The sequence below is a fragment of the Sphingobacterium prati genome, assembly GCF_013167215.1.
Lineage (GTDB): Bacteria > Bacteroidota > Bacteroidia > Sphingobacteriales > Sphingobacteriaceae > Sphingobacterium > Sphingobacterium prati.
On sequence record NZ_JABJWY010000033.1, the window covers coordinates 87,592 to 105,365 of the forward strand.

Sequence of the window (17,774 nt, forward strand, 5' to 3'; positions counted from 1 at the left end):
CCCCCCCCCCTACGTTAACGAAAAAAAGCGGACAACATGAATGCTATCCGCTTTGCTTATCACAAAAAAACACTTATCTCTACAAACCGTTCAACCAGCTATTCACTTCATCTTGTGTTTTTCCGGTCTTCTTCTGAAGTTTACCGACCAATTCGTCTTCTTTGCCTTCTGCATACAGTAAATCATCATCTGTAAGATCTGCATATTGTTGTTTTACTTTACCCTTGATTTCGTTCCAACGGCCTTTCCATGTTAATTCACTCATAATATTTTCCTTTCGTTTTTTTATAAATAGAACAGCCTACAGCCCGAATCGTTTAAGAAATTATGTTATTATAATGTTAAATCCTATTTTACAATGAATGTACTCAGGCAATCTTCATCGCGTGCAGGAATATTCCAGCCATCCCTTTATTATCCTATCGGACGACGTTCGTTTTTATAGCATCCCCATCTTTGGTGTCAGTGGGAAAGGCAGGGACCATGCCTTTTTATGACCGGCAACGATTGCATAGAACTAGCTTGGAAGTGACAGCCAAGTTTGTTATCCTTGTGTAACCAAATTATAAATCCATGAGCACCACTGCAGCAATCAACAAAGTACCGATAGCCATCAAAGCTTCTATATTAGCCTGCCTGCTGTTATTTTCATCTTTTCTTAACAACAAGAAAGAGGTGGTAATCTACCTGATCGGAGACTCCACTGTCGCTGACTATTCGCTTGAAGAGGGATATATGGAAAAACGTTTTCCCCTGGTCGGATGGGGCCAGATGTTCCAAGCATTTTTTGCACCGGACAGCTTGCCGCAGCTACGCCATCTGATTGGCAAAACCGATGTAGTCCGGATTGACGACCGGGCGAAGGGCGGCCGAAGCACCCGTACTTTTTTTCAGGAAGGAAGATGGCGTGAGGTATATGATAGACTAAACAAGGGTGACATTGTGATGATGCAGTTTGGACATAATGATGGCTCAGTATCCCATACCGAACGCTATGTACCTATCGAAGGCTATAAGGAGTTTTTGCGTTTGTTCATCCTTCAAACCAGGCAGAAAGGCGCTATACCTATCCTATTGACACCGGTGGCACGCAATTATCCATGGAAAGAAGGCAAATTAGCTAACGTCCATGGCGATTATCCCGCCGCAGTGCTAGCAATCGCGAAAGAGCAAAATGTACGCTGCATCGACCTGAATGCGCTTTCCATGAACCTGTTTACCAGCAAAGGTCAAGCATACGTGACTCAAAATTACTTTATGAATATTCCTTCCGGAAAGTACAAGGCTTACCCCGAAGGGCAAAAGGACAATACCCATTTTCAGGCAGCTGGCGGTACCGCCGTGGCAGCCCTTGTTTTCAACGCATTAAAAGAAAAACTGCAATAGATACGAAATTCGAATTAAGTGTTTTCATAGTTAGGTTAATTAAAGTGACTCCCCTTCATCGCTCGGTGATTGGGGAGTTTTTTATGCATTCTTATCTTGCAAGGAAACTGACGAAAGATAATTGTATGATCTGTCTCCGAAGTGCGGGGCAATAATCAGAGCTGCCTAAGAAAGTGCATCTTGCCCGATATGGGGTCTACTTCTACGAGTACCTTGCGGTGGTTTTCATATTCATAGATATACCAATCAGGATGATCAGGGTCTCCGGCTGAATATGTATTCAATAAACGATCGTCAGATTCTGTTGATAAGTCTTGCGGATTATTATTATCCATTCGGGGCAATAGTATTAGTGTGCTCTAATTTACGATTTTCTATTTTAGTGTGCAATACTTTCTAGCGTCCATCAAAACAAAACGCCAGGAAAGCCCTACAGCGTCAATTTTTATTTATCCAATGTTTCAAAAAGAGAATTTTGAGACCTGTATTCAGGAACGATTTCCTTGACCAATCTGACCAAATTCATTTTGTCCTCATTGGAATTTGCATTTTTTACAAATTCGCATAAACGTTCTACACGCGCTTTTTGGAAGGCTAAATCCGGTGTATTCACCTTCGCTATCATGATCTTTTCATGATAGGTTTTCTCCGTATTCTCCCCATTAGCCAAAAGCTCCTCGTAGATTTTTTCTCCGGGCCGGAGGCCAACGATTTTAATATCGATATCTTCGGGATAATGATACCCCTTGAGTCTGATCATCTTCTTAGCCAGTTCCATAATCTTCACAGGCTCCCCCATATCAAAAACAAATATTTCACCGCCTTTTCCCATTACCGCAGCCTCCTGTACCAATTGACAGGCTTCGGGTATCGTCATAAAATAGCGGGTTATATTTGGATCAGTGATTGTCAAAGGCCCGCCCTTGAGCATCTGCTTTTCAAACAATGGAATGACCGAACCATTGGAACCCAATACATTACCAAAGCGGGTCACAATAAAATTAGTCCTGGAGTGCATATTGACAGTTGAGATTGCAATTTCAGCAACACGCTTGGTAGCGCCCATGACATTTGTGGGATTCACCGCCTTATCAGTAGAGACCATCACAAATTTGGACACCCCATATTTGTCAGCAAGTCGCGCTACATTATAGGATCCCCATACATTTGTTAAAATAGACTCATAAGGATTAGCCTCCATCAAGGGCACATGCTTATAGGCTGCTGCGTGAAATACATAAGTAGGACGATAAAACTGGAATAAAGTATCCATAAAAGACTCATCCCTAACATTTCCTACAATAAAGGCACAACGCGAAAAATGATGGGAGCCGCTGAGCTCCTGCTGAATATCATACAAAGCCGATTCCGCCTGGTCCAGCACAATAAGCTGCTTTAGATCCGTATGAGCGAGCTGGCGGACCAGTTCACCACCGATCGAGCCGGCACCACCAGTGACAAGCACAATCTGGCCTTTCATCTCAGAGGCAATAGTAGGATTGTCCAGGTCAATCGCTTTACGGCCCAACAAATCCTCGATACGCAGGCTCCTGATCTGTCTCGTCGCCACCTCCCCGGCCAATAGCCGGGCGGTATCCGGTATAATTTTTACAATTAAGGGAATCGGTTCGGCGAGTTTAAAAACTTGATCTAAGCGTTCCGGGTTACGGTCATCCACCGCAATGACAATTTCGGACGCATTCCCGTGCCGCTGTACAAAACCCTTATTTAAAGCATTAATATCGTGAATTTTAAACCCTTGAATACGGTTCCCGATGCGATGGGGATTATCATCCATAATGGCTACGATCCGGTATTTGTTGCGCGAGGTGGTATGGATAAAATGAAAGGTGGTATTACCCATATTGCCGGCGCCAAAAAGAATCACCGGAATACGGTTATCTTTATTGCCCCACATCAATGCATGATACAGCGCACGGTAAAGCACACGACTAACGGTCATGCCAAAACCAGCTATCAATGCATGAAATAAAAGCTGTGTATCCGAGAAAGGAAGCATATCCCCATAGGAAGGAAACAGCCATTCTATGGTTTTAGAAATGAGTTCAACGGAAAAGTATGCCAACACAACCGTCAAGACAATACGTTGCAATTCGCGGATCCCGGTTTTATGAATGACTCCCTTATATGAACCAGAGATACAGAACCAAATCAAATAGATCAACGACACAAGTAGCAATTGTCTACCCATATTGTCTAGCTCTACGGCTCCTCTATGCTTGAATATAAGCACATAGCTGACCAAAAAAGCAGTGGCCACCACCGCCATGTCCAACAGTAGAATGATCCAACGCGGCTTGTTAATGGACAAGCCCTCTTTCCACAAATTACTCATCTAACTATATAAGATATTATATACTTTAATCGCGAAATACGATAAAAAAGTATCCCTTTCAGTAATTAAATATTTTAAAGACAATCCTTACATTTATCGTACCTAAAATCGTCTTATCGGTCAAATTTCAAAAAAACATTTTTAAGCCAGCAGGTTTTTGTGATGATAGCAGTATTCGCCGCGTATTCTCAAAATAAGTAATCGAGTGCGAAATTACTAAACTAAAAGATAAATAAAGGATAAAAAAGTTTGCTATGTTTATTTACACGAAGAGACTACCGAAACATGCAACTGACCTGAGGTATATTCACCGATCAGTACATCAGTCGAAACTAAAGTATAGTTTTTTTGATAAATGACGAGAGGAGCAATCCGATTAGCGGTAGAAATAAGAAATTACAGCCGAGCTCTTGGCTATTGTAGGCAATTGAATCTATTTATTATGCGGCACAATGCTGAAATTGAAAACTTAACCAGACCGCTGTCCAAAAATAAAGACAGTCCAGCAGTTAAATAAGCACATAAGCCCAATGGGTAACCTTCTTAGCTATAATATTGGCAAGAAAAACTAAAAAACACATAGATTTCCAAAAAAAACAACAAAAAAAATAAAAAAATATAAAACAAACCATTTTTATTATAAAAGAATCCATAAAAATTTGATAAAAAATACATTCAAACAAATAAATAACAAAATATTAATACATAATAAATATATTATTCACTTATTAAGTGATAATATCAACAAAAAAAACAACATTAAAACAATTATACCACATATTTTTTAGTTAATTTTAAAAATTAAATACTAAATAATGCATAAATATCTATTTTTTTGTACAAGTTTCAAATAAATGACCTGTTTTCAATACAATATTACCAATAAAATTAAATAAAAAATCAAAATTTGATATCTTATAAATAATTAAAGCGTTATAAACCAATCAAAAAACATTATTTTTTTATAATTAACTATTTAAAAAAACAAATACACCTATAATTGGCCTGTGATTTGTACAGAAATGATCAAACTTAGATCTACAATCTACAAACAACACTGAGTACGCGGGAAACCGCAAATCACCTGTCGCTATTAAATCAAAGCGGCAGGCTAAAATTTATTTTGGATAATATGGCTAACTAAGAAAATTAAAATCACGAAAACGAATCTTATTTTTTTTAAAAAATTAAGATATTTAAAACATTAGTTCATTTAAATGTTATATAAGGAAAATTTACATTCTTATATAACATTAAATACACTATTTAATATAGTTATCGTGATGGTTTTCAAAACAACCTTATCATCCATTGAATTTGACTAATCATTCAGTGTTATGCTAAAATATGTTCAAAACCGTGCGTTAACTTGTATTAAAATGTTACTGATAATAACAGACGCCATTTGCTTAAATTTGTCTTTTTTACTTGTAAATTCATGGAGCACAGCTAATGGATTCATTGACACAGCGGAGGTCATTTCAAGTAACTACTATTCATTCTGGGCCATGTTCAATCTGGCCGCATTGGCACTATCGCTCATCCACCATCTGTATAATGATGCAACGATCGAGCACATTGAGCGCATCTACAGAGCCACCCTGAAAACTGCAATAGCTTTGATGATCGTCTTCTCAGGCTACGCACTTTTAGCACACCCATTTACGGGCATCGGTTCCTTTCTGATTTCCCTTACGATCATCGTTTTTCTGTATTGTTTGATTTCCCGATTTTTGCTCACCTACATTTATGTTAAATTGCCAAAACGATTTAAGTGGAATAAAAAAGTAGCTTTGATCGGCCATTATGAAAATTTAGACAACATTGCAGCCGCTTTCTCAAGGCAAAATGCTTTCTACACAGTAGACACAATTCCCTTTGAATCGGACGAAAAAGACCTCAGTAAAGAAGAAAAGATTGACATCTTTAAGCGCTACTTTGAAGAAGTTTCCAAAGCGGGTATTCACGATGTATTTCTCATTGGTTCAAATGATATTACAGACTGCAGTCAAGAACTAATCCTAGCCGCAGATCACCAATGCGTACAGCTCAATTTTGTTCCCACGATTACCGCCAACATTGCGTATGGGAACGGTCGTCAAGAAGCTTTGACCATGCAGCTTCCGGTACTAAAATCGCATGAAGAGCCCATGTCATCCATGGAAAACAGGTTAAAAAAGCGTTTCGTTGACCTTTTGATTTCATCCTTCGTCATGCTGTTTATTTTAAGTTGGATGATTCCCTTAGTTGGCATTATTATTAAAATACAAAGCCCAGGCCCCATCTTTTTCAGACAGCCCCGCTCTGGCCGCAACAATAAATCTTTCGATTGCTTCAAATTCAGGAGTATGGTTCAGAATAAAGATTCCCATGCCAAACAGGCTTCAAAAGATGACAACCGCATCACGCCAATTGGACGCTTTCTCAGAAAGACCAATCTTGACGAATTTCCACAATTTATCAACGTCTTTCTGGGACAGATGAGTGTCGTCGGACCAAGACCACATATGCTTTCACATACCGAACACTATAGCAAACTAATTCAGCATTATATGGTACGTCATTTTGTCAAACCCGGTATTACGGGCTGGGCTCAGGTTAACGGATATCGAGGCGAAACAAAAGACCCACAGCTTATGGCAAAGAGAGTTGAATACGACCTGGACTACCTAAGCAACTGGTCTGCCATGTTGGATTTTAAGATTGTCTGTATGACAGCGATCAATATGATTAAAGGAGAAGAAAATGCATTTTAAAATCAATATACAAATAAAATATCAAAGAACTCAAGTGTTGACTTGTGATTGTAGGGAGATATTCCGGCCGGTCGCTCCGGCCGGGTATTTCTACAATCCTCAGCTCACGGAGTAATCAAAAACAAAAAACACATGTGGCATTTTTTTAAACGTAATACGTCGAAATACAATTTAGAATGGCTTGGGGTTGATATTCATTCACATATACTCCCGGGGATAGACGATGGTAGCACGTCCATTGCCCAAAGCGTTGCCTTAATGGATTCACTTATGCAGCTAGGCCTAACCACATTCTACTTTACGCCCCATGTGTATCAGGAAGTACATCCCAATACACCCAAATCTATCGCAACTGCCTATCAAATCCTACAGCAACAGTGTGCCGTAAATGGGGGATACGCAGCGGAATATATGGTTGACAGCCACTTTCATTCCCTCATATCTAACGCGAAAGAGCAGGATTTGCTGACACTCCCCGGAAATTTCATCTTGATAGAAATGTCCTACATCCACGAAAGCCGAACCATCGAAGCGGATATTTTTAAGCTTCTGACCTTGGGCTATAAGCCCATATTGGCACATCCCGAACGCTATATCTATTACCATGGCTCCATAGAAAACATCAGAAGATTGCGTGATCGCGGATGCTACCTGCAGCTTAACCTGCTCTCTCTCTCCGGGTACTATGGCTCCCGGGAGAAAACAGCAGCCCAACACCTGATTGATGCAGGACTAATCGATTTCGTTGGTACCGATGTGCACCATAGCAAACATACCAAGGTAATGGAACAGTACTATACAACTCATAATATCAGCATCTTATTTAAAAATTGCAGGCTAAAAAACCAAGAATTAGGCGGACAGGTGCACGCTGTTCTACAACAATAAACTACAATTCTACAACACATACAACACGATTAACATGAGTATTCCTAAAATCCATTTACACAAGGCCCAGTATTTATTATATCTCCTACTTACCTTTTTTTCACTACAGTCCTGTTCAGTAAAAAAAACGGTTTACTTTAACGATCTTCCGGCCGATTCAACCCGCTTATTGCGTACGTCAACAGCCTTTACGGATCCTACCATCCAACAGGATGATATATTAAATATTACCATCCAGACCTCAGACCCTACCTCGGCGGCCATTTCCAATCAGTCCACGCCTGTACAGGCTGTAGGTGCCAGTTCAGCTAGCAACGTGGGTAATCAACTGATATCGGGTTATCTGGTTGACAAAAACGGTTATATCAATATTACCCTGTTGGGCGATATTTACGTCAAGGGTTTAACCACCTTTCAGGCCAGAGAAAAGATCACCAATCTGGCAAAAAAATATTATAATGATCCGAATGTGCTTGTGCGCTTCGCCAATTTCAAAGTCACCATCCTGGGGGAGGTCACCAGACCAGCGACCTATAGTTTACCCAATGAGAAAGTCACCATTCTTGACGCGATGGGACTAGCAGGGGATATGACCATTTATGGCCGTAGGGACAACGTGCTTCTGGCGCGGGATCACGATGGCCAAAAAGAGCTCGTCCGACTCAATCTTAACGACAGCAAGCTCTTTAGTTCTCCATATTTCTATCTGAAACAAAACGACGTAATCTATGTAGAGCCTGGAAAAGGCAAAGCGGCAATGAATAATGCTTCACGGACGCAAACTTTTGCACTCGTAGGCTCATTTTTATCTTTATTAGTCGTCGTATTCACCCGTATACATTGATGTATCCAAATCCATCATTGTATTTTCATTCAACTACTAAACTTACACGCTCTAACTATCTTTTATATGAAGAAAATAAACGACTGGGAAGACGAATTAACTTTTGAAGATACCAAATCGGACAATCGTGATTTGATCCAATTTATTCGGCGACTCTATAGCAACTGGTATTGGTTTGCCTTATGTGCGCTCGTCGGTTTAAGCCTCGCTTATCTCTACCTTCGGTATACTAACCCGACCTACACCATTAAGGCCAAATTGCTTGTATCGGACGACAAAAAGGGCGGAATGGTGGAACCCTCAGCCTTGCTGGATCTCTCAAGCCTTATGGGCGCAAAAAATTCTGTCGACAATGAAGTAGAGGTGTTAAAAACGGCTGACCTCTTTCGGGAAGCGGTACTTGCCGAAAAAACCTATATCACCTATTTCAACGCCGGACAGGTACATAATGCTCCAGTCATGTTGGCACCCATTGAACTCCAACTGCTTTCAAATCCGGACTCTATTCGTGACGGCATCAGCCTTAAGGCTCTTTTAATTGACAGCAAAACCGTCGAATTGTCCAATGCAGACACGAGCTTTCGCACCACCTATGATAAGGACTTTCGCCTACCCGGCGTAGGCACCGTGATCCTGCACAAAAAAGAATATCCTACTGTTGAAGGAATGACCTTTGGCTTTTCTGTTATCCCCATCAGAAAAGCGGTCGGAAGCCTAGCGGAATCGCTCAACATTGAAGTTACCAATAAAAATGTGTCAACTATAGACCTAACGCTAAATCACGGCATTGCCCAGCGCGGCGAACAGATCTTGCGGACTTTGATTCAAAAGTACATCGAACGAAATTTGCATGATAAAAATGCCGTTGCTGATTCGACCCTTTCTTTCATCAACGCACGCCTTAAATTTGTCACAAAAGAACTTGCAGGGGTAGAAAACAAAATATCCGGTTATAAGAAGAATGCCCGCCTGTCTGATATCTCCGAGCAGAGCAAGATCCTCTTGCATACCTCTTCGGAGTACAGCAAATCCCTCGCCGAAGCTGAAACGCAACTTGCCATACTAGATGATATAAGCAAGTATCTTAAGGACAGCAGCAATCCACGGGTAGTCCCGGCATCTATTATCCCGCAAGATATATCCTTCAACACGCTGATCCCGCGCTTCAATGAGCTGGTTTTACAACGTGAAAGATTACTATTAGGCAATACAGTCAATAACCCGATTATTCAAAATATTGACAAACAATTGCAGGGCCTGCGTGCGGATATGATCGCCAATATTCAAAATACAAGGCAACAACTGGATCTATCGCGGAGTAAACAACAGCAAAGAAGCGACCTGCTGACAAATCAACTTTCAGAAGTACCTACCATCGAGCGCGGATTTATCGATCTTACGCGGATGCAGCAGATCAAACAGGAGCAATATATATTTCTACAACAAAAATGGGAAGAAACAGCTATCAGCCGAACAGCCAACGTCGCCAATGCCAAAGTAATTGATTCACCCAAGGCAGATGAATTTCCCATCGCCCCGAAAAAAAAGCTTATCTACGTATTGGGTTTATTGGCAGGCCTGATCACGCCTTTAGGAATTGTTTACCTCAAAGATCTGCTTAATGTACGTATACGTTCGATAGAAGATATTACGAGCCGGAGCAATCTGCCCGTCCTGGGAGCGATTGCACACAACCAAAGCCATGAGCAGGTTGTGATCACCAAGACTTCAAGATCACCTATAGCCGAACAGTTTAGGGCCTTGCGGACCAATCTGGAGTTTGTCTTGCAGGGCGGCAAAACCATCCTATTTACCTCCTCCATGTCCGGCGAAGGGAAGTCGTACATTGCCTTGAACCTAGCCGTCACACTAGCCTTACTAAATAAACGCGTGGTATTGATGGAGCTCGACCTTCGGAAACCCACCTTAACTTCCAAATTATCTATTGAAGCAGGGGCTGGATTTTCGCACTATGTTGTCCGTCCGGAAATGGAAATAGATGAAATCATCACCCCATCGCGCAAACATGAGCTTGTGGACCTTATTCAGGCCGGAATCATTCCGCCTAATCCTGCCGAATTGTTGGTACTTCAACGAACAGCAGATCTGATAAACAACCTCAAAGACCGTTATGATTACATTCTCATCGATGCTCCGCCAGTGGGGTTGGTTACTGACGCACAACTATTAAATCGCTATGCCGACGTCTGTCTTTATATCATCCGCCAAGACTTCACCTTCAAGGAGCAGCTATTTATTCCGAACGACCTGGAAAAGAAAGGAAAAATCAAACCCATCCAGTTTGTGGTCAATGATGTTCAGGCCAAAGGTAGCTATCAGCGAAATTATGGTTATGGCTACGGCTACGGTTATGGCGATTATGGGCAAGAAGAGAAACAGCCCTGGTGGAAATTTTGGAACAAGAAATAAAAATAAAGCAATCACGCCATGAATAACCCCGCTAAACGAATATTATTGAACACAAGTTTTCTATATGGCAAGCTTATCTTCTCGGCCTTTGTCACATTATACAGTACCCGGATCCTAATCAGTGCACTGGGTATTGCCGATTTTGGTATTTACAACCTGATCGCAGGCGTTATCCTGATGCTTGCTTTTATCAATGGTGCCATGACCATCACCACCCAGCGCTACCTTTCGTATCATCTCGGTAAAAATGATAGCCATACGTTAACGAAAATATTCAATTCGAGTGTGAGCATCCACTTTATGATCAGCCTTATCATTGTCTTCGTCCTTGAAGTACTTAGCATTTGGCTCTTGGGTGGTTTTCTTAAAATTCCGGCCGACAAGCAGTTTGAAGCGACCTGTTGCTACCATATGATGGTCATCAGCACCTTTTTTACGGTCAATGCTGTCCCATATGATTCACTGATCAATGCCAAAGAAGACATGCGATTTGACGCCATCATTGGCATCGTAGAGACGATGCTCAAGCTAGTGGCAGCCTATTATATCACCTTTTTCAGCGCGCATAAATTAATTGCTTACAGTGCCGGCATCGTGTTTACCACCATTGTGATCCGTATTGCAAAATCACTATGGTGCCGAATAAAATACCAGGAATCCAGCATACAGATGAAATGGTTAAGAGAAGGATATCTCTTTCGTGAAATGCTATCCTATGCCACCTGGAATCTATTTGGATCGATCTGTTATGTCGCCTCAAGCCAAGGCATTGCGGTCGTGCTAAACCGCTTTTTGGGCGTCAATATAAATGGTACCTATGCGATTTCACAGCAAATGAATTCCCAGCTTCAGTCCTTCTCTGTGATCATTTCCAAAGCCCTAAATCCACAGATCATGAAAAGTGAGGGCATTGGAGACCGGGCACGGATGACCAAGCTCTCTTTGCTGTCGTCCAAAAGTTCCACCCTATTGCTGCTGTTTGTTGTCATTCCCCTCATTGCCGAGATGAATGGCGTCCTTCACCTCTGGCTTCCCAAAATACCACCAACAACCGCGCTTTTCTGTACAGTTATCCTGATCAATGCAGTCATCAACCAGCTATCAACGGGATTAAAATCCGCTGTGCAGGCGAGCGGAAACATCAAGCTGTATCAATCTGTTGTGGGCAGCACCATTATTCTGATTGTCCCCATAACCTATATTTTGCTGCAGTTTGGTTGTACTGTATTTCAGGTACTTTTGGCCATGAGCAGCATGGAAGTTGTATCGCTGACATTGCGTTTAATCATCTGCCATAAAGTCACCAGAATAGGAATCAATCGTTTTTTCAGTGAGGTCATTATCAAGGTTATATTGGTATCGACTGTTGCCGTATGTACCATGATTCTACTTCAATACTGTCTTAATTTCTCCATCCTCCGTCTGTTTCTGACTGTCCTGCTCAATACCATCGTCATGTCCCTCAGCATCTACCTGTTGGGCATCAATGCATCGGAGCGGACGATGGTGAATGCGGCTATTAAAAAGATAAAGAAAAAAAATATAAGTCTTAGTGTATGAATCGTTTAAAAGCTATATTAGGTAAGAACGCATTAGTTTACATGCGTGTTTTCCGCATCTATTACTATGATCTGGTCAGATTTTACAACTATTCAAATGTAAAACAGCTATTTTCTAACGAGGATGCTTATAAAGGTCGTCTGACTATCCTATACCATGTGATCGAGAAAGGCTTAACCATGCCCGAGACTAGGCTTGGGTTTGGCCTACCTGTCATCAAGGATCTTATTGAACTCTTACAAAAATTTAAGAAGGAAGGTTATGATACCAAGTGTCTAGAGTATCAGCATAGCAAGAACGTATTGGCAGAATATTTTTACTTTCATCAGGAACAAGCTTATACTTTGCCCGAAGAGATTACCCAGCAGTATCAGGAATTCTCCAATTCAATTATACAAGCCCCTCAGGTTCACCAACTACGATTTACACGGGAAGAATATTTCAAATACAAGGATCATCCTTTTGATCTATTCTCATCGTCGCGGTATTCATGCCGCAATTATTCCAGCAGGCCCATTCCCGCAGAAATCTTAAAAAAATGCATTAGTCTCGCCATGAAATCACCAACATCCTGCAATCGGCAGCTCAATCGAATTTATGTAATCACTTCGCCCGAAGTAAAAGAAGAAGTACTTAAACTTCAATATGGCAACCGGGGCTTTGGACATTTAGCCAGCACGCTATTTATTTTAACGGCCAATATATCCTATTTTCAAGGGCCAAATGACCGAAACGAATCCTACATAAATACAGGCATGTTTGCCATGTCATTGCTCAACGCACTTCATCACCATGAGATTGGAGCCTGCCCGCTTAATTGGAGCGTAGACCATAAACGGGATACGCGTTTACGCAAACTCCTTCATATACCCGATAATGAGCGGATTGGTTTAGTAATTTCGGCGGGTTATTTACCAGACACGCTAGAAATTGCCTCTTCACCACGGTTAGAAGTCGATCAAATCACTAAATTTTTTGCCTAATGAAAATCGGAATTGTTACTTTTCACAATGTATATAACTATGGCGGCATGTTGCAAGCCTATGCCTTATGTCAATTTTTGAATCAGAAATACGCTAACTGCTATTGTATTGATTATCAACAGGAGGCACTGACCAAGAAATATAGTCATCAATTGTGGGATACGGAAAAAACGTCCGTACAAAATGTCAAACATTTTATAAGCTATTATTTGCTCAGGCGTAATTATAAAAAGGAAAAAAAGTTTAATGCTTTTTTACAGCACTATATTCCGCTCACATCGCCAGTACATCATATCGGCGAATTTCGTGCAGTTTCATCCAGCTTCGACATTTTAGTGAGCGGCAGTGATCAGCTCTGGAACCCCCAGTTTACCGGCGGCCAGCTGGATCCTGTTTACCTCTTGGATACCAATCATTCACCCCGCAAATTTGCTTACGCATCGAGTGCGGGCGCCCGTGACTTTAATGCTTTGGAGCTCCAGCAACTGAAACAGTATCTCGACAGCTACCAAGCTGTCGCTGTACGGGAAGAATATTTACGGCAGCAGCTTAGCCCCATTAAACAGGATGTACAAGTCGTACTCGATCCAACCCTTTTACTTAGCAAGAGCGACTGGTTAAGCATCCGCCAGCCAGTGAGCGGTCTACCAAAAGAATTTATTTTGCTCTACACCTTTGATAACGATAGCAAAACCATTGCAATTGCCCACCGTATCGCACAAGAATTATCCTTACCGATTGTTTCCCTTTTCAAGGTAAAAACCAAGCTACCCATCCAGTATACCTTTGCAGACCTCGGACCCGCCGAATTTTTGGATGTACTCGACCAATGCCGTTTTGTTGTCTCCAATTCATTTCATGGGACAGCCTTCGCCATTAACTTTCAAAAAGACTTTTATAGTGTCTACAAGCCGTCCAATCCCCACCGTGTCCTCAATCTTGTAAAAAAACTGCGCCTCGAAAATAGAGTTATAAACAGTATTCAGGACCTCCCCCAAGTAACCCAGTGGACTATAGATTATAGCGTGCCCATGGCAGCACTGGAAATGGAGCGCGCTTTCGCTGACAACTTCTTGACCTTTCAGTACGATGGAGATCTTCAGCAGGCATAACAAACTTAGCTCCACAGGCGCATTCGTGCTATTGTTCAGTTTACTTTATGTCCGTTTATTCCGGCCATTAGGGTTTACAGACGATATCTGGAAACTATTTTTTTACCCTGTTCTCCTATATCTGATGGGAGCAGTAGCATCTGGATTTTTCAACAGTCGCTACAAAGATGTATTTTCAACTCCCATTCGTTTATTTATTGGGATCATCTTCCTCTCCTCGCTGGTCTGTATGATGACCTGGGGGCAGAGTATTATCGATACACTACTCTCCTGTCTGCCCTATTTTTCCTTCCTGCTCTATTTTTATTTGCTTCAGCGAAATCTTAAAACGAAGGAGGCGGAGAAATTATTATGGTGGTTTACAGCCCTCTTTATCGTCTGCTTTTACATCGCACTAGCTGTAGCACCAACACGTTTATTTTTGGGTTATGGTGAAATAGGCAAGGAAATTGACACCGAACGAGGCCTGTCGAGAATCCGCTTGACACTCATCGGTGGCGGCCCTTTGTATCTGGCCTTTTTCCTTGCCATAAATAAGTATAAGATGCAGCGCAATAAGAACAAATGGCTCATACTGATCCTGATCTTTTTTATCACCATCGTGCTTCAATTAGGCCGTCAGACCATTGTGATTAGCTTATTGCTCGGATTATTATTTTACCTGAAAGGGTCGAGTTTCGCCAAAAAACTTGGTGCCATTATTGTCCTGGGGAGCCTGGTATTTATACTACCCATCCTTGCTGCCAATATCTTTCAGGGGCTACAAGAACGCACCAACAAAGAGCTGGAATCCCAACAGGACGGGGATGACAATGTCCGGCTTGCGGCCTACAAATTTTATTTTAACGATGTCTCCCGGAGCCCTTTAAATGATATTTTTGGCAATGGCATGTTTTCCCTGGGCAAGTCACGCTATGGAGATTTTGTCGATAAAAACGGCCGTAGTCAGGGGCTGATACCTGCCGACGTAGGTTATGCCTCCATCTTTCTCTATTTCGGTGTTTTGGGGCTGCTATTTTTCGCTGTCTTGCTCTTTAAAGTCATGCGGTTAAAAGTCGCGCCGCAATACAGCTACCTTAAATATTACATTTATTTTCTGTTTATCGGAAATATAGCAGGGTCTACCCTACTGGGCACCATCCCCACGCTCTGTTTGGCACTATACATATTAAGCAAAGGCAACTTATTATATCATTATCAACTTCAGCAAAAGTCCATTAGCCATGCAAAAACTTAAGATAATACATGTCGTTCACGATTTTCTCTTTGGGGGTATAGAAAGTTACCTGTATTACCTGATTCAGGCACAATTACAAAACCCAAGCATCGAAGTAGCCATTTTATGCTGCCAGGCCAAAGATAAGGTCGCCAACAGAAGAATGCTGGATCTCGATGTTAAAATATACTTTCAAGTCCTTAAACCCTTTGATCTGCGCTTATCCCGCTATCAAAACATTCACACCATTGTCAAGGACTACGATATTGCGCAGCTTCATATTTTCAAGCCACTCCTCTTGCGTACATTGGCACAGTCAGGTATACCTGTCATCTTCACTGTACATACTGCCGGCGCGATCCGGAGAAAGCAAAGCTATTACCATAAAATGAAAGCAGGATTACAAGTGTGGCAGATGAACAATCACTGCAAAGGTATCGTCAACAACTCCACATACTCCAAACAATATTGGGTGGACAAGGGGCTGCAAACAACCTTCAATACGGTTATTTACAATGGTGTACATTTTATCCAAACAACTGAAAGCAGCTTGGCATTTGAGCAATTTCCCGCATGCAAGGGCAAATATATCATCGGGACAAGCAGCAGGTTTATCAGCTGGAAGCGTGTAGACCTACTCATCCAGAGCTTTGCCAAAATAAGTACAGATTACCCAGAAGCCATCCTACTTTTAGTTGGCGATGGCCCAGAAAGAGAAAAGCTAGAGCGGTTGGTTGAAGCGCTAAATTTAACCGATCGCATCTATTTTACCGGTTATCAAAAAAATGTGCGAGCCTATCAACAGGCTATGGACGTTTGTGTCTTCCCATCCGTTTCCGAACCATTCGGTCTGGTGGCCATCGAGTGCCTCCATTTGGGTAAGCCTGTCCTGGTCATGCAAGATGGTGGCGGTTTGACCGAACTGATTGAGCAAATAGAACCAACATACATTGCCAAAGATGAAGATCATCTCAGTGAATTGCTATGCCTACACCTCAATAACTCAGCCCTAAATGATCCATCGCTACAGCAAAAACGCAGGGACTATGCCGAGAATTTTAATATCCTGAAAATCGAAAAGCAATATTACACATTTTACCAAAGCCTAATTAACCATGCCTAACATTTTGTTTTATAAAGGATATACACAATACCATAATATTGGCGACCAACTGATCAATAAAAGCCTACTCGAATTCTTTCGGCAATTCAGTCGCGTCGTTGTGAGCGACAAAGGCATGCCTGATTATTATACCGAGATTTTAGCCTTGCAAGAAACTGAAAAATCAAGCTCCCGACCGTTAGGATTCCATCTCCAGTTGCTAAAATGTGCTGTACAAGCAATTTTCACGCCCCAACAACAGGTCTATTTTCTTGCCTCTCCCCCAGGAGATCAGTCAACGACATCAAATGTTACCGGATTAAAATATATACTATCAGGATTATTTTACATGCTGCTCTATCTCATAGGCGTACGGATTATTAAGATCGGCTTTTCACTAGGTCCGTTAAGCCCCCTTGGCAACATTGGCGAACGCTTTAGGGCTCTTTTTGTATGCCATTATTATGTCCGGGATAGTCTATCGCTCCAATATGCCCAAAGATTGGGCATATCACAAGCCAAGATTTTTCCTGATCTATGCTGGACATTCCAACCACAAACTGCTCCACCTCCAGCCCATGATACCGGCCTGGACAGCCGGCCAAAGATCCTACTCTCTTTCCGGAGCGCAGTCCATCAAGGCAGCGCTGCTGGCTATCAACAGGATCTGCTCCAACTCATTCAAGCCCTTGTACGTCAAAATGCCGATCAATACCAGTTTGAAATCGTCTATCAAGTCGCCTCGGATGCAGCCTTTAGCCAGCAACTCTATGCAGCAATCCAAACCGATGCAACGATCCACTTCCATGAGCAGCAATTAGGGCTCGCAAATGCACATTATTATCAATCTGCAGCAGCAGTGCTCACCAATCGCTTACATGTTGCGCTCTTGGCCGCAAAATACGGTTGCCTACCCATCATAGTAACCGATATCAATAAACATGTCAAGATTAAAGGGATATTCATTGACGCAGGCTTACAGTCACTACTACTCGATACGCAGCAAGAAGCACAAGATATTACGCGCCAGCTCAGCGCCATCCTTGTTCAACGCCAAGCGCATTTCGAGCAACTTGAGCGTGCCGAACAACAGTATAGCACCCTATCCAATCAAACGATTAACGATATTTTTATTACCTAG

14 protein-coding genes are annotated in these 17,774 nt (G+C 41.9%); 11 read left to right on the forward strand and 3 right to left on the reverse strand.

Features of this window, described 5'->3' with window-relative positions; all coding sequences use genetic code 11:
- Positions 1-79: 79 nt before the first annotated feature.
- Positions 80-265 (reverse strand): CsbD family protein, encoded by a 186-nt coding sequence (locus tag HPC41_RS09985; RefSeq protein WP_046675215.1) that lies wholly within the window; start codon positions 263-265, stop codon positions 80-82.
- A gap of 308 nt (positions 266-573) precedes the next feature.
- Between HPC41_RS09985 and HPC41_RS09990 the strand changes: the two genes are divergently transcribed.
- On the forward strand, positions 574-1,386 hold the full coding sequence (locus HPC41_RS09990) for a rhamnogalacturonan acetylesterase (protein WP_172393879.1): 813 nt from the start codon (positions 574-576) through the stop codon (positions 1,384-1,386).
- 155 nt (positions 1,387-1,541) lie between these two features.
- Here the strand turns inward: HPC41_RS09990 and HPC41_RS09995 are convergent, their stop codons facing one another.
- Complete coding sequence (locus HPC41_RS09995; RefSeq protein WP_172393880.1) at positions 1,542-1,721, reverse strand: hypothetical protein; 180 nt, start codon at positions 1,719-1,721, stop codon at positions 1,542-1,544.
- A 110-nt stretch (positions 1,722-1,831) separates the two neighbouring features.
- Positions 1,832-3,742 carry a polysaccharide biosynthesis protein gene (locus HPC41_RS10000; protein WP_172393881.1) on the reverse strand — a complete coding sequence of 637 codons (1,911 nt, stop codon included), beginning with the start codon at positions 3,740-3,742 and terminating at the stop codon, positions 1,832-1,834.
- A 1,379-nt stretch (positions 3,743-5,121) separates the two neighbouring features.
- Between HPC41_RS10000 and HPC41_RS10005 the strand changes: the two genes are divergently transcribed.
- The 10 genes from HPC41_RS10005 to HPC41_RS10050 all read left to right on the forward strand — a co-directional run bounded on the left by HPC41_RS10005 (position 5,122) and on the right by HPC41_RS10050 (position 17,774).
- Positions 5,122-6,498, forward strand: a complete 1,377-nt coding sequence (locus HPC41_RS10005; protein ID WP_172393882.1) for an exopolysaccharide biosynthesis polyprenyl glycosylphosphotransferase — start codon at positions 5,122-5,124, stop codon at positions 6,496-6,498.
- A 132-nt stretch (positions 6,499-6,630) separates the two neighbouring features.
- The gene (locus tag HPC41_RS10010; protein ID WP_172393883.1) at positions 6,631-7,386 is read left to right on the forward strand and encodes a tyrosine-protein phosphatase; all 756 of its coding nucleotides are present in this window, start codon (positions 6,631-6,633) and stop codon (positions 7,384-7,386) included.
- Between the two features lie 34 nt (positions 7,387-7,420).
- The gene (locus HPC41_RS10015) at positions 7,421-8,230 is read left to right on the forward strand and encodes a polysaccharide biosynthesis/export family protein (RefSeq protein ID WP_172393884.1); all 810 of its coding nucleotides are present in this window, start codon (positions 7,421-7,423) and stop codon (positions 8,228-8,230) included.
- 66 nt (positions 8,231-8,296) lie between these two features.
- Positions 8,297-10,660 carry a GumC family protein gene (locus HPC41_RS10020; RefSeq protein ID WP_172393885.1) on the forward strand — a complete coding sequence of 788 codons (2,364 nt, stop codon included), beginning with the start codon at positions 8,297-8,299 and terminating at the stop codon, positions 10,658-10,660.
- Between the two features lie 18 nt (positions 10,661-10,678).
- On the forward strand, positions 10,679-12,220 hold the full coding sequence (locus HPC41_RS10025) for a lipopolysaccharide biosynthesis protein (protein ID WP_172393886.1): 1,542 nt from the start codon (positions 10,679-10,681) through the stop codon (positions 12,218-12,220).
- A complete protein-coding gene (locus tag HPC41_RS10030) occupies positions 12,217-13,203 on the forward strand; it encodes a nitroreductase family protein (protein WP_172393887.1) in 987 nt (328 codons plus the stop codon). The genes HPC41_RS10025 and HPC41_RS10030 overlap by 4 nt, the downstream gene beginning before the upstream one ends.
- Positions 13,203-14,315: a polysaccharide pyruvyl transferase family protein gene (locus HPC41_RS10035; protein WP_172393888.1), complete on the forward strand. Its 1,113-nt coding sequence runs from the start codon at positions 13,203-13,205 to the stop codon at positions 14,313-14,315. The genes HPC41_RS10030 and HPC41_RS10035 overlap by 1 nt, the downstream gene beginning before the upstream one ends.
- Complete coding sequence (locus HPC41_RS10040; RefSeq protein ID WP_172393889.1) at positions 14,293-15,552, forward strand: O-antigen ligase family protein; 1,260 nt, start codon at positions 14,293-14,295, stop codon at positions 15,550-15,552. Before HPC41_RS10035 ends, HPC41_RS10040 begins: the two co-directional genes overlap by 23 nt.
- Complete coding sequence (locus HPC41_RS10045) at positions 15,539-16,654, forward strand: glycosyltransferase family 4 protein (RefSeq protein WP_172393890.1); 1,116 nt, start codon at positions 15,539-15,541, stop codon at positions 16,652-16,654. Before HPC41_RS10040 ends, HPC41_RS10045 begins: the two co-directional genes overlap by 14 nt.
- A complete protein-coding gene (locus HPC41_RS10050) occupies positions 16,647-17,774 on the forward strand; it encodes a polysaccharide pyruvyl transferase family protein (RefSeq protein WP_172393891.1) in 1,128 nt (375 codons plus the stop codon). The genes HPC41_RS10045 and HPC41_RS10050 overlap by 8 nt, the downstream gene beginning before the upstream one ends.

Coding starts and splice junctions, on each gene's coding strand:
- HPC41_RS09985 (WP_046675215.1), bottom strand. CDS start 265: ATGAGTGAATTAACATGGAAAGGCCGTTGGAACGAAATCAAGGGTAAA.
- HPC41_RS09990 (WP_172393879.1), top strand. CDS start 574: ATGAGCACCACTGCAGCAATCAACAAAGTACCGATAGCCATCAAAGCT.
- HPC41_RS09995 (WP_172393880.1), bottom strand. CDS start 1,721: ATGGATAATAATAATCCGCAAGACTTATCAACAGAATCTGACGATCGT.
- HPC41_RS10000 (WP_172393881.1), bottom strand. CDS start 3,742: ATGAGTAATTTGTGGAAAGAGGGCTTGTCCATTAACAAGCCGCGTTGG.
- HPC41_RS10005 (WP_172393882.1), top strand. CDS start 5,122: ATGTTACTGATAATAACAGACGCCATTTGCTTAAATTTGTCTTTTTTA.
- HPC41_RS10010 (WP_172393883.1), top strand. CDS start 6,631: ATGTGGCATTTTTTTAAACGTAATACGTCGAAATACAATTTAGAATGG.
- HPC41_RS10015 (WP_172393884.1), top strand. CDS start 7,421: ATGAGTATTCCTAAAATCCATTTACACAAGGCCCAGTATTTATTATAT.
- HPC41_RS10020 (WP_172393885.1), top strand. CDS start 8,297: ATGAAGAAAATAAACGACTGGGAAGACGAATTAACTTTTGAAGATACC.
- HPC41_RS10025 (WP_172393886.1), top strand. CDS start 10,679: ATGAATAACCCCGCTAAACGAATATTATTGAACACAAGTTTTCTATAT.
- HPC41_RS10030 (WP_172393887.1), top strand. CDS start 12,217: ATGAATCGTTTAAAAGCTATATTAGGTAAGAACGCATTAGTTTACATG.
- HPC41_RS10035 (WP_172393888.1), top strand. CDS start 13,203: ATGAAAATCGGAATTGTTACTTTTCACAATGTATATAACTATGGCGGC.
- HPC41_RS10040 (WP_172393889.1), top strand. CDS start 14,293: ATGGAGATCTTCAGCAGGCATAACAAACTTAGCTCCACAGGCGCATTC.
- HPC41_RS10045 (WP_172393890.1), top strand. CDS start 15,539: ATGCAAAAACTTAAGATAATACATGTCGTTCACGATTTTCTCTTTGGG.
- HPC41_RS10050 (WP_172393891.1), top strand. CDS start 16,647: ATGCCTAACATTTTGTTTTATAAAGGATATACACAATACCATAATATT.